Origin of the sequence: Serratia sp. G204Y (genome assembly GCF_051172435.1) — a bacterium.
Lineage (GTDB): Bacteria > Pseudomonadota > Gammaproteobacteria > Enterobacterales > Enterobacteriaceae > Serratia > Serratia sarumanii.
The window spans coordinates 1,065,315-1,082,942 of sequence record NZ_JBPIZA010000001.1 but is presented as its reverse complement, the minus strand read 5'-3'; the positions used below and the strand labels follow the sequence as shown (position 1 = coordinate 1,082,942).

Here is a 17,628-nt window from a genome sequence, read left to right as displayed (position 1 = left end):
GCAGGTGCGGGGATCGTTGACGATGATGATACTCCCTCGCACCGGGCGGTAGAAGCGATCTGTCAGCAAAAGTTGACAGAACTCTGATTTATTGCCGTGGTTGCTGATTTTAAACGCAAGCTAATAACAGCATCGGCGTCATTTTAGACTACAAACAGAGAGTTATCACAACCAGAATTAATTTTGCAGAGATTTATCACGCACTCGCAGGGGGATCGACTGTCGTCAAGTCTCGATTACGTCCGGCGTCGGCGCCGTTGAGAAAGCGGCGCTCCTCAGAGCGCCGTGCGGGATTATTTGGCCTTGCCGTCGCTCTTTTTCAGCGTGTCTTTCAACTGGCCGATCAGCTGGCTGCGGAAATCGCCAAGCTTCGGCTTTTCCCCTTCCAGCCACGGCAGCGGGCGGCACAGTTCCATCGCCTTGATGCCCAGCCGCGCGGTCAGCAAGCCGGCGCCGATGCCCTGCGCCGCGCGCGCCGACAGCCGCGCTGCCAGATCCTGCGACATCCAGTCCATGCCCACTTCGCGCACCAGCTCGGAAGCGCCGGCGAAGGCGATGTTCAACAGCACCAGCCGGAACAGACGAATGCGGCTGAAGTAGCCCAGCTCGATGCCGTACAGCGCGGCGATGCGGTTGATCAAACGGATGTTGCGCCAGGCGATAAACGCCATATCCACCAGCGCCAACGGGCTGACGGCGATCATCAGCGTCGATTCGGCGGCGGAGCGGCTGATTTCGCGCCGCGCCTGGTTGTCGAGCACCGGCTGCACCAGTTTGGCGTACAGCTCCACCACTTCACGATCGTTTTGCGTTTCATGCAGCGAGGCCTGCCAGCGCTGCAGCGCCGGATGCCCCTGATCCAGCCCGGCCTGACGCGCCAGCTTCTCGCAGAATTCGCGCCCCTGGCCCAGCCCGTGACTGTGCAACAGCTCGCGCGCCACGTCGCGCTCTTCCGCGCGCTGGCGCAGCCGATACAAACGCCGCCACTCGGTGACCACCGAACCGACGCTGGCGAACACGATCAGGCCGCCGGCCACGCCGCCGCCCATGGCGATCCAGTCCTGCTGCACCCAGGCGGTATGCACCCACTGCACGCCCTGTGCCACCACGCTGACGCCGAACAGCGCCAGGCCGGCGGTGACCATTTTGCGCCACAGGCTGCGTTTCGGTTTCAGCGCGGCGTTAATGATGCCTTCGGCGCGCCCTTCTTCCTCTTCCTGCTGCAGCTCCGGCGCAGCCGGGAAAAAGCTTTCCGCCTGTTCGGCATCGAACGCGACGCCGGCGCGCAACGCCGGCTCCTGCGGCGGCTGCAGCGGCTCGTCAAAATCGATACGCGGTTTGATCGGCTCGCTCATCGCAATTTGTCTCCCAATAAAAACTCCATCACCGCATCCAGACGGATGTGCGGCAACGGACTGTCCACGCTCATGGCGCGTGGACGAAATTCATCGAAGTGGAACCCCTGGCTCTGCCAGAACGCCGGCCCCGGCAGGCGCGCGGGCACTTCGCCGGGGAACACCGTCAGCGGCGCGCCGTCGCTCAGGCGGTTGCCCTTCAGCGCTGGAATGCGTTGCCCCTGATGATCGACGATGCCGCTCTCGGTCGCCTGCACCGAGGCCAGGCCGACGCAATCCATGCTGATGCCCTCGAACGCCGCATTCTGCCACGCCTCCTGCACCAGCTGTTGCAGCAACGACACCAGATTGGCGTGCTGATCGGCGGTGATATGATCCGCCTTGGTGGCGGCAAACATCAGTTTGTCGATGGTCGGCGAGAACAAGCGGCGAAACAGCGTGCGCTTGCCGTAATGGAAGCTCTGCATCAGTTGGGTCAGCGCCAGACGCATGTCGTTGAACGCCTGTGGGCCGCTGTTGAGCGGCTGCAGGCAGTCGACCAGCACGATTTGCCGATCGAAACGGACGAAATGTTCTTTGTAGAAGTTTTTGACGATCGACTGGCAGTAGTAGTTGAAGCGAGCGCGCAACATGCCGATGTTGGTGTGTTTGTCGGCCTGCGCCAGCTTCGATTCGCCGAACGCGGCCACGTCGGGCCACGGGAAAAACTGCAGCGCCGGCGCGCCGGCCATGTCGCCCGGCAGCACGAAACGCCCCGGCTGAATGAAGTGCAGCCCTTCGCTTTTGCAGCGCAGCAGATAATCGGTGTAGGCCTGGGCGATCGCCGCCAGGCGGTTTTCGTCGGCCGGGGCCAGCGGATCGCAGGCCTTGCACAGCTCAAGCCAAGGCTTGGCCCATTCTGCGCGTTCGCCCTGCAGCAGCCCGGCCATCTGGCGCGACCAGGCCAGGTAGTCCTGCTCGAGCATCGGCAGATCCAGCAACCATTCTCCGGGATAATCGACGATCTCCAGGTACAGCGTGGAGGTGTCTTTAAAGTGGCGCAGCAGCGAGTCGTTGGAGCGGTAGCGCAGCGCCAAACGGATTTCGCTGACGCCGCGCGTCGGCGTCGGCCAGGCCGGCGGCGTGCCGTAAAGCTGCGCCAGCCCTTCGTCATAGGTGAAACGCTGGATGCCGAGATCGCGCTGCGGGATGCGTTTGACGCCCAGCAGGCGCTCTTCGCGCGCCGGTGAAAACAGCGGCATGCGCGCGCCGCTGTGCACATGCAGCAGTTGGTTGACGAAGGCGGTGATAAAGGCGGTTTTGCCGCTGCGGCTCAGGCCGGTCACCGCCAGGCGCAGATGGCGATCCATTCCGCGGTTGACCAGCGAGGTTAACTCATTTTGCAGTCGTTTCATTGCTCTCCTTGACGTAACGCCCGAATGCCTTGTTCAGGCCTTTACGGAACAGCGGTTCCAGCACCAGCGCCAGCACGAAGCGCACCGGTTTGCGGCCGACGGTCTTCAACAGCCAGCCGGCGGCGCCCGCCGGGCCATAGTTCAATAACGCTATGATGATGACTTTAGCCAATGTCTTCAACATTGCCGCCGCTCCTCGTTTAAATCCACCCGTTCTGGCGGTGTTCGCAACATCGATTTTATTCATGACAATGCCCTCCGGCACAAGACGATTAATTTTACATTCAACGGGATAACGGCGGCGAAGATGCCCGGCCTGCGCAGGCCGGGCATCGCAAGAAGGGTTACAGTTTGCGGAAACGGCTCTGTACGCCGAAGGTATCGGACGTTACGTAGCGCTCGACCTGACGCAGCTGCTGCTCGCCGCTGCCCAACTCATATTCCAGCTGATCGAGCAGCTGGCGCGGCGTCTTCTGATGCTCGCCTTCGAAACGGCTGGCCGGCGCTTCGTCCAACACGAACACCAGCGCGATATAGGCCACCAGCGTGAAGAAAAACAGCCCGAAGAACAGCGACAGCACCACCATCACGCGGATCAGGCGCACCGGCACGTCGAAATAGTGGGCCAAACCGGCGCAGACGCCTTTCACCATGCCTTCTTCGGGAACGCGATAAAGCTTTTTACTGCCCAGCGTCATGCTCATCAGGACTGTCTCCAGTTCGGGTGTTCCGCATCAAGGATCTCTTCCAGCGCCTGAATGCGTTCACGCATGCGTTTGGCGTCTTCCGCCAGCTGCGCCAGGCGCTGCATTTCTTGCTGACTCAGCTGGATGCCGGTCTGTTGCCGATTGCTGTAATGCAGCCAAAGCCAAATCGGCGCGACAAACAGCACGAAAATTGTCAGCGGAATGGCAAGTAATAAAGCACTCATTGTTATTCCTTCTTATCGGGTCCTGGATAGGCGGCCACCTCCGACGTGTGGCCGCGGTTCGCCTTACTCTGAGCGGTTCATCTTGGCTTTCAGCGCCGCCAGTTGCTCACTGATGGCGTCGTCGGCTTTCAGCTCGGCAAACTCTTGGTCCAGCGACTTCTTTTTACCGATGCTGATGCTTTCCGCCTCGGCTTCCATGTGGTCGATGCGGCGCTCGAACTGTTCGAAACGCGCCATCGCTTCATCCAGCTTGCCGCTGTCGAGCTGGCGGCGCACGTCACGGGAGGAAGACGCGGCCTGATGACGCAGCGCCAACGCCTGCTGCCGCGCACGGGTTTCGGTCAGCTTGTTTTCCAGCTCGCCGATTTCGCTCTTCATGCGCGCCAGCGTTTCTTCTACGGTCGCCACTTCTTGCGTCAGCGTGGCGATCAGATCGGCCACCTTTTGTTTTTCGATCAGCGCCGCACGGGCCAAATCTTCTTTATCTTTGCGCAGCGCCAGTTCGGCTTTTTCCTGCCAGTCGCCTACCTGGCTTTCGCCCTGCTCGATGCGACGCAGCAGCTGCTTTTTCTCCGCCAGCGCACGCGCCGACGTAGAGCGAACTTCAACCAGCGTGTCTTCCATCTCTTGGATCATCAACCGCACCAGCTTCTGCGGATCTTCCGCCTTGTCCAGCAGGGTGTTGATGTTGGCGTTCACGATGTCGGCAAAACGAGAAAAAATACCCATAATTCACTTCCTCTTGGTTCTGATGGCGTCTGAAGCGCCGCGTTAAGTCGTACAGCTTGCCTGAAGATATAATCAAAACCCGTGCCAACTTTTATATCATTGATAAATAATGGATATTATTTTTTGACTCTCTGCGTGCTTGCTGTAGAGTGATTATTTTCACCAAACATTGGCGAATTTCATCATGAACGAGCAGCCAGAGAATTTGTTGGGCGAGGCAAACGCCTTTGTCGACGTATTGGAGCAAGTCTCCCAGGTGGCAAAGTTGAACAAACCGGTGCTGGTGATCGGCGAGCGCGGTACCGGCAAGGAGCTGATCGCCCACCGCCTGCACTACCTTTCCAACCGCTGGCAAGGGCCGTTCATCTCGCTCAACTGCGCGGCGCTGAATGAAAACCTGCTGGATTCCGAACTGTTCGGCCACGAGGCCGGCGCCTTTACCGGCGCCCAAAAGCGCCATCTGGGGCGCTTCGAGCGCGCCGACGGCGGCACGCTGTTTCTCGATGAGCTGGCGACCGCGCCGATGCTGGTGCAGGAGAAGCTGCTGCGGGTGATCGAATACGGCCAGCTGGAGCGCGTGGGCGGCAGCCAGCCGCTGCGGGTGGATGTGCGCCTGGTGTGCGCCACCAACGACGATCTGCCGGCGCTGGCCGCGGCGGGCAAATTCCGCGCCGATCTGCTGGATCGGCTGGCGTTCGACGTGGTGCAGCTGCCGCCGCTGCGCCAACGGCGGCCCGATATCATGCTGCTGGCCGAGCATTTCGCCATTCAAATGTGCCGCGAACTGGCGCTGCCGCTGTTTCCCGGCTTTACCGAACGCGCCAGGCAAACGTTGCTCGAATATGGCTGGCCGGGCAACGTGCGTGAACTGAAAAACGTGGTCGAGCGTTCGGTCTATCGTCACGGCGACAGCGACAGCCCGCTTGACGAAATCATCATCAACCCGTTTGCGCCGCGTGAGGCGGCGCCGGTCGCGCCCGTTCCTGAAGGCGTCGGCGCGTTACCGGCGCTGCCGCTGGATTTGAAAAACTGGCAGCTGGAGCAGGAGAAGGTATTGATCGAAGCGGCTCTGCAGCAGGGGCGTTTCAATCAGCGCAAGGCGGCGCAGCTGCTGGGGCTCACCTATCATCAGCTGCGCGGCATGCTGAAAAAACATGCGCTGCTGCAAAACGGCGAAGCGGACGAGGAATAACAGGCAAAAAAAAAGCCAGCACCCGAGCTGGCTTAAAAAACACTGGAAGCAATGTGAGCAATGTCGTGCCTTCCACATCAGAGCCGCAAACTGTGGCCTTCCGTGAACTGCCAGGCGATGATAATAGTTATCAGTATCGTCTGTAAAGCACTTTGTTGAGAATTTTTCTCATTTCCACACGAAGATTGCGCAATTACCACTCAGGGAACGGGTCAGCCATGTCCAGCCAGTAGTCCACGCCGGCGGCCATTTCATCGTCGCTCAGCAGGCATTCGTCCAGCAAACGCACGATCGTCGCCTGCTGCAGATGCTGGCCGATAAACACCAGCTCCTGGCGCATGTCGCCGAACGGCTCCACCCATTTTTCCTGAATGTGCGCCCGCGCTTCGGGATCCTGCGGCCAGTTCTTTTGCGGGATGGCGCGCCAAAAGGTGCCCGCCAGGCCGTAGTGGGCGATGCCCCCTGCCTGGCTCCACTGCCCGGCCTGCCGCGGCCGCGTCGCCAGCCAGAAAAAGCCTTTCGAGCGCAGCAGCTTGCCGCCGCCCCAGTCGCCGTTGATCACGCGGTAAAACTTGTCAGGCGCAAACGGCCGCCGCGCCTGATAGACGAAGCTGCTGATGCCGTAGTTTTCCGTTTCCGGTACGTGTTCGCCGCGCAGCTCTTTCAGCCAGCCGGGCGCCTGCTGCGCCTTTTCAAAGCTGAAGCTGCCGGTATTCAGCACCGCCTCCAGCGGCAGCTTACCCAGCGCGATCGGCACAATGCGGGCATCGGGGTTCAGGCTGGCCAACAGCGCCATCACTTCGCCCTGCTGGGCTGGCGTCAACAGATCGGTCTTGCTGACCAGCATCACGTCGCAAAATTCAATTTGCTCAATCAACAGATCCGCCACGCTGCGCAGATCGTCCTCGCCCAGGCTTTGGCCGGCCTCCTGCAGGCTTTGCGCCTGCTGGTACTGCTGGATGAAATTCACCCCGTCGACCACCGTCACCAGAGTATCCAGCCGGGCGAACTGCGACAGGCTTTCCCCTTGTTCATCCTCGAAGGTAAAGGTTTCCGCCACCGGCAGCGGCTCGGAGATGCCGCTCGATTCGATCAACAGATAATCGAAGCGCCCGTCCTGCGCCAGCTCGCGCACCGATACCAGCAGGTCTTCGCGCAGCGTGCAGCAAATGCAGCCGTTGCTCATCTCTACCAGCTTCTCTTCCTGGCGATCGAGATGCACCGCATTTTCCACCAGCGCGGCGTCGATGTTCACTTCGCTCATGTCGTTGACGATCACCGCCACGCGCATGCCCTGCCGGTTGTTCAGGATGTGGTTCAGCACCGTAGTCTTGCCGGCGCCGAGAAAGCCGGAAAGCACGGTCACGGGAAGTTGTTTCATGGGAGCCTCATTAAAATTCATTGCGTAATGCCTGATAGCCGCGCACCAGCTCGACGTTGGTGGCGGCCACTTCTTCCGAAAACTGCAGCGCGCCGCGATCGACCTGGCGATAGCGCGACAGGTCGCTGTCCGGCCCTACGCGCTCGGTCGAGGGGATATAGCGGTTTTCCGGCAGCGTCACGCCGTCCACCACCGCGTTGTAACGCACCACGCAGCCGGACTGGATGTGGCAGTTGAACAGCACGCTGTTGAAACCGATAAACACCCGATCGTCGATGCGACACGGGCCGTGGACAATGGCGCGGTGGGCGATCGAGCTGTAACGGCCAATGATGACCGCCGCCCCGCTCTTGGAGTGGATCACCACGCCGTCCTGAATATTGGAGTGCGAGCCGATGACGATCGGTTCCATGTCGCCGGCGGCGTTCAACTCGTCGGCGCGGATCACCGCATACGGGCCGACGTAGACGAAATCTTCGACGATCACCCGGCCGCAGATAATGGCGGTGGGATCGATGTAGGCCAGCGGCGAGACCTGCGGCAGGTGGCCGCTGGGATTTTTACGCAGCATGATTTTCTCCCCGCCAGCTCAGCTCCGCCACCGCATTGTGGGCATGCAGGCTCTCCTGATGCTCGACGCGCAGCGAGAAGGCGCGGTAATCGCACTGGCTGCGCAGCATGCGATACAGACGCCGCGCCGCATCTTCGCAAAACATCAAGTTCTGCCCGTTGGCCAGCGCGAAGGCCTGCTCGTCGCGGCGTTTCACCAGCGTTTGTACCGGCGTGCCCAGCGCGTGTTCGATGCGGTCGATCAATTTCACCGGTTCGAACGCCCGTTCATTCTCGGGCGTCACGGTGACCCAGGCCCAACTGCGCTGGCTGTGAGGGGTGGCCGGCATTCCCTGCTCCAACAGCCACTCGCTCACCTGCCGTTGGCTGATCCGCTCCGCCGCCTGTTCAAAATCAAACTGAAACTGTTGCTGCGCCAACTGACGGCTGAGCGCCGCCGAACTCGGGCAGGTCGAGGAGTAAGGCACGCCGACGGTCAGCGCCAGCGTCAACCTGTCCGTCAGGGTGGCCTCGATGCGCAGCGGGTAAGCCTTCCAGCCGCGCTGCGGCGACAGCAACGCCGGGCGCGACAGCAGCAACTCGCCGCTGAGCGTCAGGCTGGCGCGATCGCTGTGTTCCGGCTGCGAATCCAGAAAGGCCTGCAGCGTTCGGCCGAGGCGCTGCGGCGTCAGCTCGCCCTGCGTCAATTCGTCCAGCGCCAGATACAGCCGCGACATGTGAATGCCGCGTTCGCCCGCCGCTTCGGCACGCAGGTTGATGCCGGCGTCGACCTTGGCCATCAGTGGCTTGCCGGCCAGCTCCAGCGGCAGCGCGATCCCTTGCATCCCGACCCAATCGAGCCCGACATCACTCATTTCGCCGCGCCATGCCTGAGCGTCCGGCAGCGAACGGCGTGGTGGAAGTGCAACTTCGTTCATACATCCCCTTGCGTTATTGTGACTTTGCCGGGGAACGGTATCATGATTTTGTAATGTTATAACATATCAAATAAGATTTTTTTCACGATCGCGAACGACCTGATTAATCAAGTCGCAGAAAACTCAGTGATTTTGCTCAATGGATTGGGCTGCCGGTCAGAGTGCGATACACTAACGCTATTGCTGATTAACCCATGAGCCTCTATGCGTGGTTTACCCCTTTGGATAGTGTCGTTGTGCTTTACCGGCTCCGCCCTGGCCACAACAACACCGCCCGCGCCCGCCGCGGCGCCGCTGCCGGACATTCGCCAGAGCGGCTTTGTCTATTGCGTCAGCGGCATACTGAATACCTTCAACCCGCAAATGGCCAGCAGCGGCCTGACGGTGGATACCCTGGCCGCCCAGCTGTACGATCGCCTGCTGGATGTCGATCCCTACACCTACCGGCTGATCCCCGAGCTGGCGCAAAGCTGGGAAGTGCTGGACAACGGCGCCACCTACCGCTTCCATCTGCGCAAGGACGTGCCGTTCCAGACCACCGCCTGGTTCACCCCCACCCGCAAGATGAACGCCGACGACGTAGTGTTCAGCTTCGCGCGCGTATTTGACCAAAAACACCCTTATCACGACGTCAACGGCGGCGAATACCCCTATTTCGACAGCCTGCAGTTCGGCGATTCGGTGCAGAGCGTGAGAAAGCTCGACGACTACACGGTGGAGATCCGCCTGCAGTCGCCGGACGCCTCGTTCCTGTGGCACCTGGCGACCCACTACGCGCCGGTGCTGTCCGCCGAATACGCCGACACGCTGACGCGCGAAGGCCATCAGGAGCTGATCGACCGAGAGCCGGTCGGCAGCGGCCCGTTCCTGCTCAACGAATACCGCTCGGGGCAATATATTCGCCTGGCGCGCAACGCCGCCTACTGGAAAGGCCTGCCGCGCATGCCGCAGGTGGTGATCGATCTGGGCGCCGGCGGCACCGGCCGCCTCTCCAAACTGCTGACCGGCGAGTGCGACGTGCTGGCCTATCCGGCGGCGAGCCAGCTGTCTATCCTGCGCGACGATCCGCGCCTGCGCCTGACGCTGCGCCCGGGGATGAACATCGCCTATCTGGCGTTCAACACCCGCAAGCCGCCGCTCGACAACCTCAACGTGCGCCAGGCGATCTCGCTGGCGATCAACAACCAGCGGTTGATGCAATCGATCTATTACGGCACTGCGGAAACCGCCGCCTCGATCCTGCCGCGCGCCTCCTGGGCCTACGACAACGACGCGCACGTCACCGAGTACGATCCGGCCAAATCGCGCGAAATGCTGCGGCAGGCCGGCGTCGGCCAGCTGAACCTAAAGCTGTGGGTGCCGACCGCCTCGCAGTCTTACAACCCGAGCCCGCTGAAGACCGCCGAGCTGATCCAGGCCGATCTCGGCCAGGTGGGCATCAACGTCACCATTGTGCCGGTGGAAGGCCGCTTCCAGGAAGCGCGCCTGATGGAGATGAACCACGATCTGACCCTGACCGGCTGGGCCACCGACAGCAACGACCCGGACAGCTTCTTCCGGCCGTTGCTGAGCTGCGCGGCAATCCGTTCGCAAACCAACTATGCTCACTGGTGTGACCCGGGCTTCGACGAGGTGTTGCAGAACGCGCTGCTGTCGCAGCAGCTGTCTCAGCGCATCGACAACTACCGCAAGGCGCAGAAAATCCTCGAGCAGCAACTGCCGGTGCTGCCGCTGGCCTCTTCTTTGCGTCTGCAGGCCTACCGCTACGACATCAAGGGATTGGTGCTGAGCCCGTTCGGCAACGCCTCGTTCGCCGGGGTGTACCGTGAATCCGCGCCGGAGGTGAACAAGTGATTATCTTTACCCTGCGCCGCATTCTGCTGCTGCTGATCACGCTGTTCTTCCTGACGCTGGTCAGCTTCAGCCTGAGCTATTTCACGCCGCGCGCGCCGCTGAACGGCGCCGCCCTGTTGGACGCCTATCAGTTCTACTTCGTCAGCCTGCTGCACTGGGACTTCGGCGTTTCCAGCATCAACGGCCAGGCGATCAGCGAACAGCTGCGCGAAGTGTTCCCGGCTACCATGGAGCTATGCCTGTTGGCCTTCGCCCTGGCGCTGTTTATCGGCATTCCGCTGGGCATCATCGCCGGCGTGCTGCGCGGCAAGTGGCAGGACACCGCCATCAGCACCTTCGCGCTGCTGGGCTTTTCGATGCCGGTGTTCTGGCTGGCGCTGCTGCTGATGCTGTTCTTCTCGCTGCATCTGGGCTGGCTGCCGGTATCCGGCCGTTTCGACCTGCTTTATCAGGTGAAGCCGATCACCGGTTTCGCGCTGATCGACGCCTGGCTGTCGGACTCGCCGTACCGCGCCGAGATGATCGGCAGCGCCCTGCGCCACATGATCCTGCCGATCGCCGCGCTGGCGGTGGCGCCCACCACCGAAGTGGTGCGCCTGATGCGCATCAGCACCGACGACGTGCTGAGCCAAAACTACATCAAGGCCGCCGCCACCCGCGGCCTGTCGCGCTTCACCATCATTCGCCGCCACGTGTTGCACAACGCGCTGCCGCCGATCGTGCCCAAGCTGGGGCTGCAGTTCTCCACCATGCTCACGCTGGCGATGATCACCGAAGTGGTGTTCAGCTGGCCGGGCCTCGGCCGCTGGCTGATCAACGCCATTCGCCAGCAGGACTATGCGGCGATCTCCGCCGGTGTCATGGTGGTCGGCACGCTGGTGATCACCATTAACGTCCTGGCCGATATTCTGGGTGCGGCAACCAACCCGCTGAAACATAAGGAATGGTATGCCCTTCGATAACGTATACCGCGAGAAAAAAATGCCGAGCCCGCTGCGCTACACCTGGCGGATTTTCTACGGCGACGCGCTGGCGATGATCGGTTTTTACGGGGTGATCGCCCTGCTGCTGCTGTCGCTGTTCGGTAGCCTGCTGGCGCCCTACGCGCTGGATCAGCAATTCCTCGGCTATCAGCTGCTGCCGCCTTCCTGGTCGCGCTACGGCAACGTGTCGTTCTTTCTCGGCACCGACGATCTCGGGCGCGACATCCTCAGCCGCCTGTTGACCGGCACTGCCGCCACCTTCGGCTCGGCGCTGGCGGTGACGCTGGCCGCGGCGTTCTGCGGAGTGATCCTCGGCGTGTTCGCCGGCGTCACTCACGGGCTGCGCTCGGCGGTGCTCAACCACATTCTTGATACCCTGCTGTCCATTCCCTCGCTGCTGCTGGCGATCGTGGTGGTGGCGTTTATCGGCCCCAAACTTGAACACGCCATGCTGGCGGTGTGGCTCGCCTTGCTGCCGCGCATGGTGCGCACCATCTACAGCGCGGTGCACGACGAGCTGGAGAAAGAGTACGTGGTGGCGGCGCGGCTCGACGGCGCTTCCACGCTGCAGATCCTGTGGTACGCCGTCATGCCGAACATCGCCGCGGTGCTGGTGACCGAATTCACCCGCGCGCTGTCGATGGCCATTTTGGACATCGCCGCGCTCGGCTTCCTCGATCTCGGCGCGCAGCTGCCTTCGCCGGAATGGGGAGCGATGCTCGGCGATTCGCTCGAGCTGGTGTACGTCGCCCCCTGGACGGTGATGCTGCCCGGCGCGGCCATCCTCGTCAGCGTGCTGCTGGTTAACCTGTTAGGCGACGGTATGCGCCGCGCAATCAATGCCGGGGTGGAATAATGCCGTTACTCGATATCCGCAATCTGACGATTGAATTTATGACCGCCGAAGGGCCGGTCAAGGCGGTCGATCGCGTCAGCATGACGCTGACCGAGGGCGAGGTGCGCGGCCTGGTGGGTGAATCGGGCTCCGGCAAGAGCCTGATCGCCAAGGCCATCTGCGGCGTAACCAAAGACAACTGGCGCGTCACCGCCGACCGTTTCCGCTTCGACGACATCGATCTGCTGCAGCTGAGCCCGCGCGAGCGGCGCAGGCTGGTGGGCCACAACGTCTCGATGATTTTCCAGGAGCCGCAGTCCTGTCTCGATCCTTCCGAGAGCATCGGCCGCCAGCTGGCGCAGGCGATCCCGGGCTGGACTTATAAAGGCCACTGGTGGCAGCGCTTCAACTGGCGCAAACGCCGCGCCATCGAATTGCTGCACCGCGTCGGCATCAAGGATCACGACGACATCATGGGCAGCTTCCCGTACGAGCTGACCGAAGGCGAGTGTCAGAAAGTTATGATCGCCATCGCGCTGGCCAACCAGCCGCGCCTGCTGATCGCCGATGAGCCGACTAACGCCATGGAGCCGACCACCCAGGCGCAGATTTTCCGCCTGTTGGCGCGCCTCAATCAGAACAACAACACCACCATCCTGCTGATCAGCCATGATTTGCAGATGATGAGTAAATGGGCCGACCGGGTGAACGTGCTGTACTGCGGGCAAACGGTGGAAAGCGCCCAGTGCGAAGAGCTGCTGGCGGCGCCGCACCACCCTTACACCCAGGCGCTGATCCGCGCCATGCCGGACTTCGGCCGCTCGCTGCCGCACAAGAGCCGGTTGAACACGCTGCCGGGCGCCATTCCTTCGCTGGAACACCTGCCGATCGGCTGCCGTCTGGGGCCGCGCTGCCCTTACGCGCAGAAGAAGTGTATCGAAACGCCGCGCCTGCGCCCGGTCAAAAACCACTTCTTCGCCTGCCACTTCCCGCTGAACATGGAGGAGCAATAACATGGAAACGCTGTTGGAAGTGCGCAACCTGAGCAAAACCTACCGCTATCGCACCGGGCTGTTTCGCCGTCAGCACGTCGAGGCGGTGAAATCCGTCAGCTTTACCCTGCGCGAAGGCCAGACGCTGGCGGTGATCGGCGAGAACGGCTCCGGCAAATCCACGTTGGCGAAGATGCTCTCAGGCATGGTGGAACCGACCGCCGGCGAACTGCTGATCGACGATCATCCGCTGGAATTCGGCGATTATCGCTACCGTAGCCAGCGCATTCGCATGATTTTTCAGGATCCGAGCACCTCGCTCAACCCGCGCCAGCGCATCGGCCAGCTGCTGGACGCGCCGCTGCGGCTGAACACCAGTCTGGAACCCGCCGAACGCGAGCAGCGCATCAACCAGACGCTGCGCCAGGTCGGCATGCTGCCGGATCACGCCTACTACTATCCGCACATGCTGGCTTCCGGGCAGAAACAGCGCGTCGCATTGGCGCGTGCGCTGATCCTGCAGCCGAAGGTGATCGTCGCCGATGAGGCGCTGGCCTCGCTGGACATGTCGATGCGCTCGCAAATCATCAACCTGATGCTGGAACTGCAGGAAAAACACGGTATTTCCTATATCTACGTCACTCAGCACCTCGGCATGATGAAGCATATCAGCGACCAGGTGTTGGTGATGCACGAAGGAGAAATCGTCGAACGCGGCAGCACCGCCGAGGTGTTGGCGGCGCCGCTGCACGAATTGACCAAGCGCCTTATCGCCAGCCACTTCGGCGAGGCGCTGACCGCCGACGCCTGGCGGCGCGACGGCGGCCGTTTTTGAGGCCCGTCCTGGCCTGCAATAAACCCGCTGCGGCGGGTTTTTTATTGCCGCACGCGCCTGCCGCTACGCCAGAAAACGCAAATACAAATTACATTCTTGTTATATATCCTTATATTTTATTCCTTTCAGTTATTGATTAGTCCGTAACATTATTTTATCTCGCCAGGGCGATCGGTGAGGATATCCCCTACGTTGAGCCTCTCATACGACAGGATATCGCACTGATGAACAGCCTTCGCCATCGCCGTCTCACGCAGTTTCTGCTCACGCTGGCCGCCGGTTTCTCTGTTTACGGCCACGCGCTGTGCTGCGATGAGCTGCGCTAAATCTGCCTTTCGCCCCGCCTGCGGGCATGTTGACTCTTTGTCCAGCCGCCGCTGCCGCACGCACCGGTGGCTGTTGCTCATGATTAAGGATTGACCCTATGGAACGACTCCGTCGACAACATAATGCCCAGTGGTATCACGAAACCCAAAGCAGCGTGCGGGGCGATGCGCCGCTGGAGCCGCAGGCGGCCACCCTGCGCGATCGTTTTCTGCTGGGGCTGGGCGCCTTCGCCGACGAAGCGCTAAATGCAGCGCTCAGCGCCCGCGCCGGGGTATTCAACGCCTCGCTGGCCGGTTACCACACGCTGTTTCCCGACCAGGTGTCGCTGTCACGATACGTGACATTGTCACCATACGATCGCCTTAGCACCGCGTTGACCGTCGCTCAGGTGACGGGCGTGCAATCGCTTTGTAGCCACTACGCCGCCCGCCTCGCCCCGCTGCACAGCCCGGACGCCTCCCGGGAAAGCAATATCCGTCTTGCTCAAATCACCCAATATGCCCGCCAGCTTGCCAGCCAGCCCACGCTGATTTGCCGCAGGGCGCTGCAACAGCTCGGCGACGTCGGGCTGAGCCCGGCGGATATCGTAACCTTCTCTCAGACGATCGGTTTTGTCAGCTATCAGGCGCGCGTAGTGGCGGGCGTCGCGGCGTTGGCCGGCCGCCCGGCGGTGGTGGTGCCCGGCTTCCCGAACGTCGAAGACGCCGATGGCGTCGATTTCAGTGCCGACGAGTTGAGCTGGACTGCTCGTCTGCCGACAATCGACACGGAAGCCGCCGCCGCCGAACAGCTTGACGTGCTGGATCAGAGCCACCCGCAGGCGCGCGCCGAATCTTATTATTTGCTGTTGGCGCACGATGCCGCCGCGCTGCGCGAGCGTAACGGCGTGTTTAACGGCATCAATGCCGAAGGATACGGGTTATCGGGCCGATTGAAAGCGCTGGCGACGCTGGCGGTCTCGCGCATCAACGGCAGCCGCTACTGCGCGGCTACGGTGGCGCATGAATTGCAGGATGACGGACTGACGCAGGCGCTGTTCGCCGGGCTGCCTCAGGGGTTGGCGCATACCGACGATACGGTCAAACGTGCAGTGATCCACACCGCCGCCGAGCTGACGCGCGCTCCGGAGAAATTCACCCCGCAGAGCGTGCAGCCGTTGTTCAACAGCGGCCTGAATCAGGCGCAGGCGCTGGAAGTGATCCTCACCGCCGCGCTCTACGCCTGGGAAAACCGCCTGCGCCAAACGCTGGGCGATGCAGAGCCGGCACAGCCGGCGCAATGACCTATCACTGAGTTGACGGCTAATTTCGCCGTTAACTCTCTTTGGTCTATTTTGGCTAAAAACTTCAGCAAAAGATGAACTGATAAAGTATAAATCCGAAAAAATAGTACTTATCAGAATTATGATTCGTTTTTTCCTGCCGTTCGCGAAAATAACGACTCGTCAAAATTATGTCTGCAAACAAAGCAATAGAAAGATTGCGCCCTCGCTCAATTATGTAACCGTTCTCATCGCAGAAGCAGTAAAACAAGGTTTTAACCCTGCTAATTAATAGAGAAACACATTAACGCCTCTAACTTTTCAGCAGTGGTGGGCTTGCTGTTTAGTTTCTATGATTAAGCCGATAGCGACGTTGTGATTTCCATTTCAAATATTCACTAAAAATAAACGCTCGCCGTCAACCCCATTATTTTTTGATTTTCCATCACAGCAAAAAAATATTGTGAGGTAACCCCATGTCTGAGCAAGAACTTAAATCCAGCAACAGTATCGTTAACGTGATTGTCGTCATCGATACCGATGCCCTGATAGAAGCATTCGAGAATAACAACCCCAGTCAGGACTCCAGCAACCCAACAGGTATCGGCCATCAATACGCTTATATGGTCGTCACCTCCGAACAGGTGATCGGCGGTTCCGGTACGGCGGACCTGAACTTTAAAGCCAATGTCGGCGACGTCATTCGCTGGACCGGCACCTCAGAATCCGCCAATTTCGACGCCAGTGTGCTGATCTACGGGCTGCCGCAGTTCGGCAGCGGTACCCAGGTCTTTTCCAACCCGACCTTCAAAATGTACACCCGCAGCTCGATGATGCCGGCGCAAAATACCGTGTTCCCCGTCACCTTCACCAACCAAACCTATTGGTTCATCCAGGCGGACATCAGCAATACCGGCACGGAAAATTATTGCATCCAATTTGGCCTTTATTATCGGCCAAACGGCGGCGATCAAAAATTACTGGGTTATTTCTATTGGGATCCGACTATTACCATCAGCAATTAACCTTATTCCATCGACCGTTAGGCACCACATGATTATGGCCCCTCGGGGCCATAATCGTTGCGGAAACATCGGGTAAACTTAAACGTCTCTATTCATTTTGCCGACGCAGCCACTCGCTGGCGGCGTCGAAGAATTTTTGCGCCAACGGCGTGGCGCGCTCCGCCATATCGACCACCACCGCCGCATGACGCGGCATGGCGCCGATGGCCACCGGACGACGCTGCAACGCCGGCATCAGTGGCGATTGCAGTTGGCCGCGCGGGAACAGCCCGCAGCCCAGGCCGACGAAAATCCCCTCCAGCAGTTGGAAGATCGAGGCCGTCTCCAGCCGTGTGTGCAGCGTCAACCCGGCGTCGCGGAAGTGTTGATCGAGATAGCGGCGGAAATAACGCGTCGGCTCGGCCAGGCACAGCGGCAAAGCGGCCACCGCTTCCAGCGGCAACGGCGTGTCGCCCACCAGCTTAGGGAAGTGTTGCGGATGAAATACCAGCTCGACGCCGGTTTCCACCAGCGGTTGCGATTGGAAATGCAGCTCCTTTAAGGTCGACAGCTCGAAAAAGCCGATGCCGATGTCAACGGTATGCGCCGTCAGCGCCTCCAGCAGTTGATCGGCGCTCAGCACCGCCAGCCGGTAATCGAGATGCGGGTAACGCGCGCTGACCGCCTTGAGCATTTCCGCTACCGAGATACTGCACTGCGGCACCACGCCAAGGCGCAGCGTGCCGTGCAAGCCGTGCTTGAGCGACTCCACCTCCAGCTTCAGCCCCTGGTAGACCGAGACGATCTCACGCGCCCACGCCAGCACCCGCTCGCCTTCGGCGGTAAAACCGCCGAAATGGTTGCCGCGGTTAATCAGCGAAACGCCCAGCTCTTTCTCCAGATTTTTCAATCGCATGGATAGGGTCGGCTGGCTGACGAAGCTGGCTTCCGCCGCCCGGCCGAAGTGGCGTTCCCGTTCTAAATTACACAAATAAATCAGTTGTTTAATATCCATAGCGCGGCTCAATGATCGGCATTCGCATCAGTATACCACCGGGCGCCGTCGCC

Annotated in this window: 18 protein-coding genes; 8 read left to right on the top strand and 10 right to left on the bottom strand. The window is 60.7% G+C overall.

Annotated features, from left to right (window positions below; all coding sequences use genetic code 11):
- Positions 1-293: 293 nt before the first annotated feature.
- The 6 genes from ACSBQQ_RS05300 to pspA form a co-directional block, all read right to left on the bottom strand.
- Positions 294-1,355, bottom strand: a complete 1,062-nt coding sequence (locus tag ACSBQQ_RS05300) for a YcjF family protein (RefSeq protein ID WP_060427992.1) — start codon at positions 1,353-1,355, stop codon at positions 294-296.
- On the bottom strand, positions 1,352-2,749 hold the full coding sequence (locus ACSBQQ_RS05295; RefSeq protein ID WP_060427990.1) for a YcjX family protein: 1,398 nt from the start codon (positions 2,747-2,749) through the stop codon (positions 1,352-1,354). Before ACSBQQ_RS05295 ends, ACSBQQ_RS05300 begins: the two co-directional genes overlap by 4 nt.
- Positions 2,730-2,996, bottom strand: a complete 267-nt coding sequence (gene pspD, locus ACSBQQ_RS05290) for a phage shock protein PspD (RefSeq protein ID WP_031299672.1) — start codon at positions 2,994-2,996, stop codon at positions 2,730-2,732. The genes ACSBQQ_RS05295 and pspD overlap by 20 nt, the downstream gene beginning before the upstream one ends.
- 97 nt (positions 2,997-3,093) lie before the next feature.
- Positions 3,094-3,453, bottom strand: coding sequence for an envelope stress response membrane protein PspC (gene pspC, locus ACSBQQ_RS05285; RefSeq protein WP_033643233.1), 360 nt, complete (start codon positions 3,451-3,453; stop codon positions 3,094-3,096).
- Positions 3,453-3,680, bottom strand: coding sequence for an envelope stress response membrane protein PspB (pspB, locus tag ACSBQQ_RS05280; RefSeq protein ID WP_004930553.1), 228 nt, complete (start codon positions 3,678-3,680; stop codon positions 3,453-3,455). The genes pspC and pspB overlap by 1 nt, the downstream gene beginning before the upstream one ends.
- Before the next feature lie 63 nt (positions 3,681-3,743).
- Positions 3,744-4,409: a phage shock protein PspA gene (gene pspA / locus ACSBQQ_RS05275; protein WP_048321633.1), complete on the bottom strand. Its 666-nt coding sequence runs from the start codon at positions 4,407-4,409 to the stop codon at positions 3,744-3,746.
- A gap of 184 nt (positions 4,410-4,593) precedes the next feature.
- Here pspA and pspF point away from each other — a divergent pair, with 184 nt between their 5' ends.
- Complete coding sequence (gene pspF / locus ACSBQQ_RS05270) at positions 4,594-5,601, top strand: phage shock protein operon transcriptional activator (RefSeq protein WP_041035287.1); 1,008 nt, start codon at positions 4,594-4,596, stop codon at positions 5,599-5,601.
- A 193-nt stretch (positions 5,602-5,794) separates the two neighbouring features.
- Here pspF and zigA read toward each other — a convergent pair whose 3' ends face one another.
- From zigA to folE2, 3 genes are read right to left on the bottom strand one after another with little or no spacing between them, the layout of a single operon-like run.
- Entirely contained in the window at positions 5,795-6,982 is a 1,188-nt protein-coding gene (gene zigA / locus ACSBQQ_RS05265) for a zinc metallochaperone GTPase ZigA (protein WP_060427988.1), read from the bottom strand.
- 10 nt (positions 6,983-6,992) lie between these two features.
- The gene (locus ACSBQQ_RS05260) at positions 6,993-7,553 is read right to left on the bottom strand and encodes a carbonate dehydratase (protein WP_033634689.1); all 561 of its coding nucleotides are present in this window, start codon (positions 7,551-7,553) and stop codon (positions 6,993-6,995) included.
- Positions 7,543-8,469 carry a GTP cyclohydrolase FolE2 gene (gene folE2, locus ACSBQQ_RS05255; RefSeq protein ID WP_033653048.1) on the bottom strand — a complete coding sequence of 309 codons (927 nt, stop codon included), beginning with the start codon at positions 8,467-8,469 and terminating at the stop codon, positions 7,543-7,545. The genes ACSBQQ_RS05260 and folE2 overlap by 11 nt, the downstream gene beginning before the upstream one ends.
- A gap of 204 nt (positions 8,470-8,673) precedes the next feature.
- Between folE2 and sapA the strand changes: the two genes are divergently transcribed.
- From sapA to ACSBQQ_RS05220, 7 genes are all read left to right on the top strand, one after another.
- Positions 8,674-10,323 carry an ABC transporter substrate-binding protein SapA gene (gene sapA / locus ACSBQQ_RS05250; RefSeq protein ID WP_048321637.1) on the top strand — a complete coding sequence of 550 codons (1,650 nt, stop codon included), beginning with the start codon at positions 8,674-8,676 and terminating at the stop codon, positions 10,321-10,323.
- Positions 10,320-11,285: a putrescine export ABC transporter permease SapB gene (gene sapB, locus ACSBQQ_RS05245; protein WP_004930575.1), complete on the top strand. Its 966-nt coding sequence runs from the start codon at positions 10,320-10,322 to the stop codon at positions 11,283-11,285. Before sapA ends, sapB begins: the two co-directional genes overlap by 4 nt.
- Positions 11,272-12,162, top strand: a complete 891-nt coding sequence (gene sapC / locus ACSBQQ_RS05240; RefSeq protein ID WP_004930580.1) for a putrescine export ABC transporter permease SapC — start codon at positions 11,272-11,274, stop codon at positions 12,160-12,162. Before sapB ends, sapC begins: the two co-directional genes overlap by 14 nt.
- Entirely contained in the window at positions 12,162-13,154 is a 993-nt protein-coding gene (gene sapD / locus ACSBQQ_RS05235; protein WP_004930587.1) for a putrescine export ABC transporter ATP-binding protein SapD, read from the top strand. The genes sapC and sapD overlap by 1 nt, the downstream gene beginning before the upstream one ends.
- A 1-nt stretch (position 13,155) precedes the next feature.
- A complete protein-coding gene (gene sapF, locus ACSBQQ_RS05230) occupies positions 13,156-13,968 on the top strand; it encodes a putrescine export ABC transporter ATP-binding protein SapF (protein WP_033648455.1) in 813 nt (270 codons plus the stop codon).
- Between the two features lie 424 nt (positions 13,969-14,392).
- Positions 14,393-15,577, top strand: coding sequence for a CMD domain-containing protein (locus tag ACSBQQ_RS05225; protein WP_043147536.1), 1,185 nt, complete (start codon positions 14,393-14,395; stop codon positions 15,575-15,577).
- Positions 15,578-16,032: 455 nt separating this feature from the next.
- Positions 16,033-16,581, top strand: coding sequence for an inclusion body family protein (locus ACSBQQ_RS05220; protein WP_060387805.1), 549 nt, complete (start codon positions 16,033-16,035; stop codon positions 16,579-16,581).
- 88 nt (positions 16,582-16,669) lie between these two features.
- Here the strand turns inward: ACSBQQ_RS05220 and ACSBQQ_RS05215 are convergent, their stop codons facing one another.
- Positions 16,670-17,575: a LysR family transcriptional regulator gene (locus tag ACSBQQ_RS05215; RefSeq protein WP_060387806.1), complete on the bottom strand. Its 906-nt coding sequence runs from the start codon at positions 17,573-17,575 to the stop codon at positions 16,670-16,672.
- Positions 17,576-17,628 lie beyond the last annotated feature (53 nt).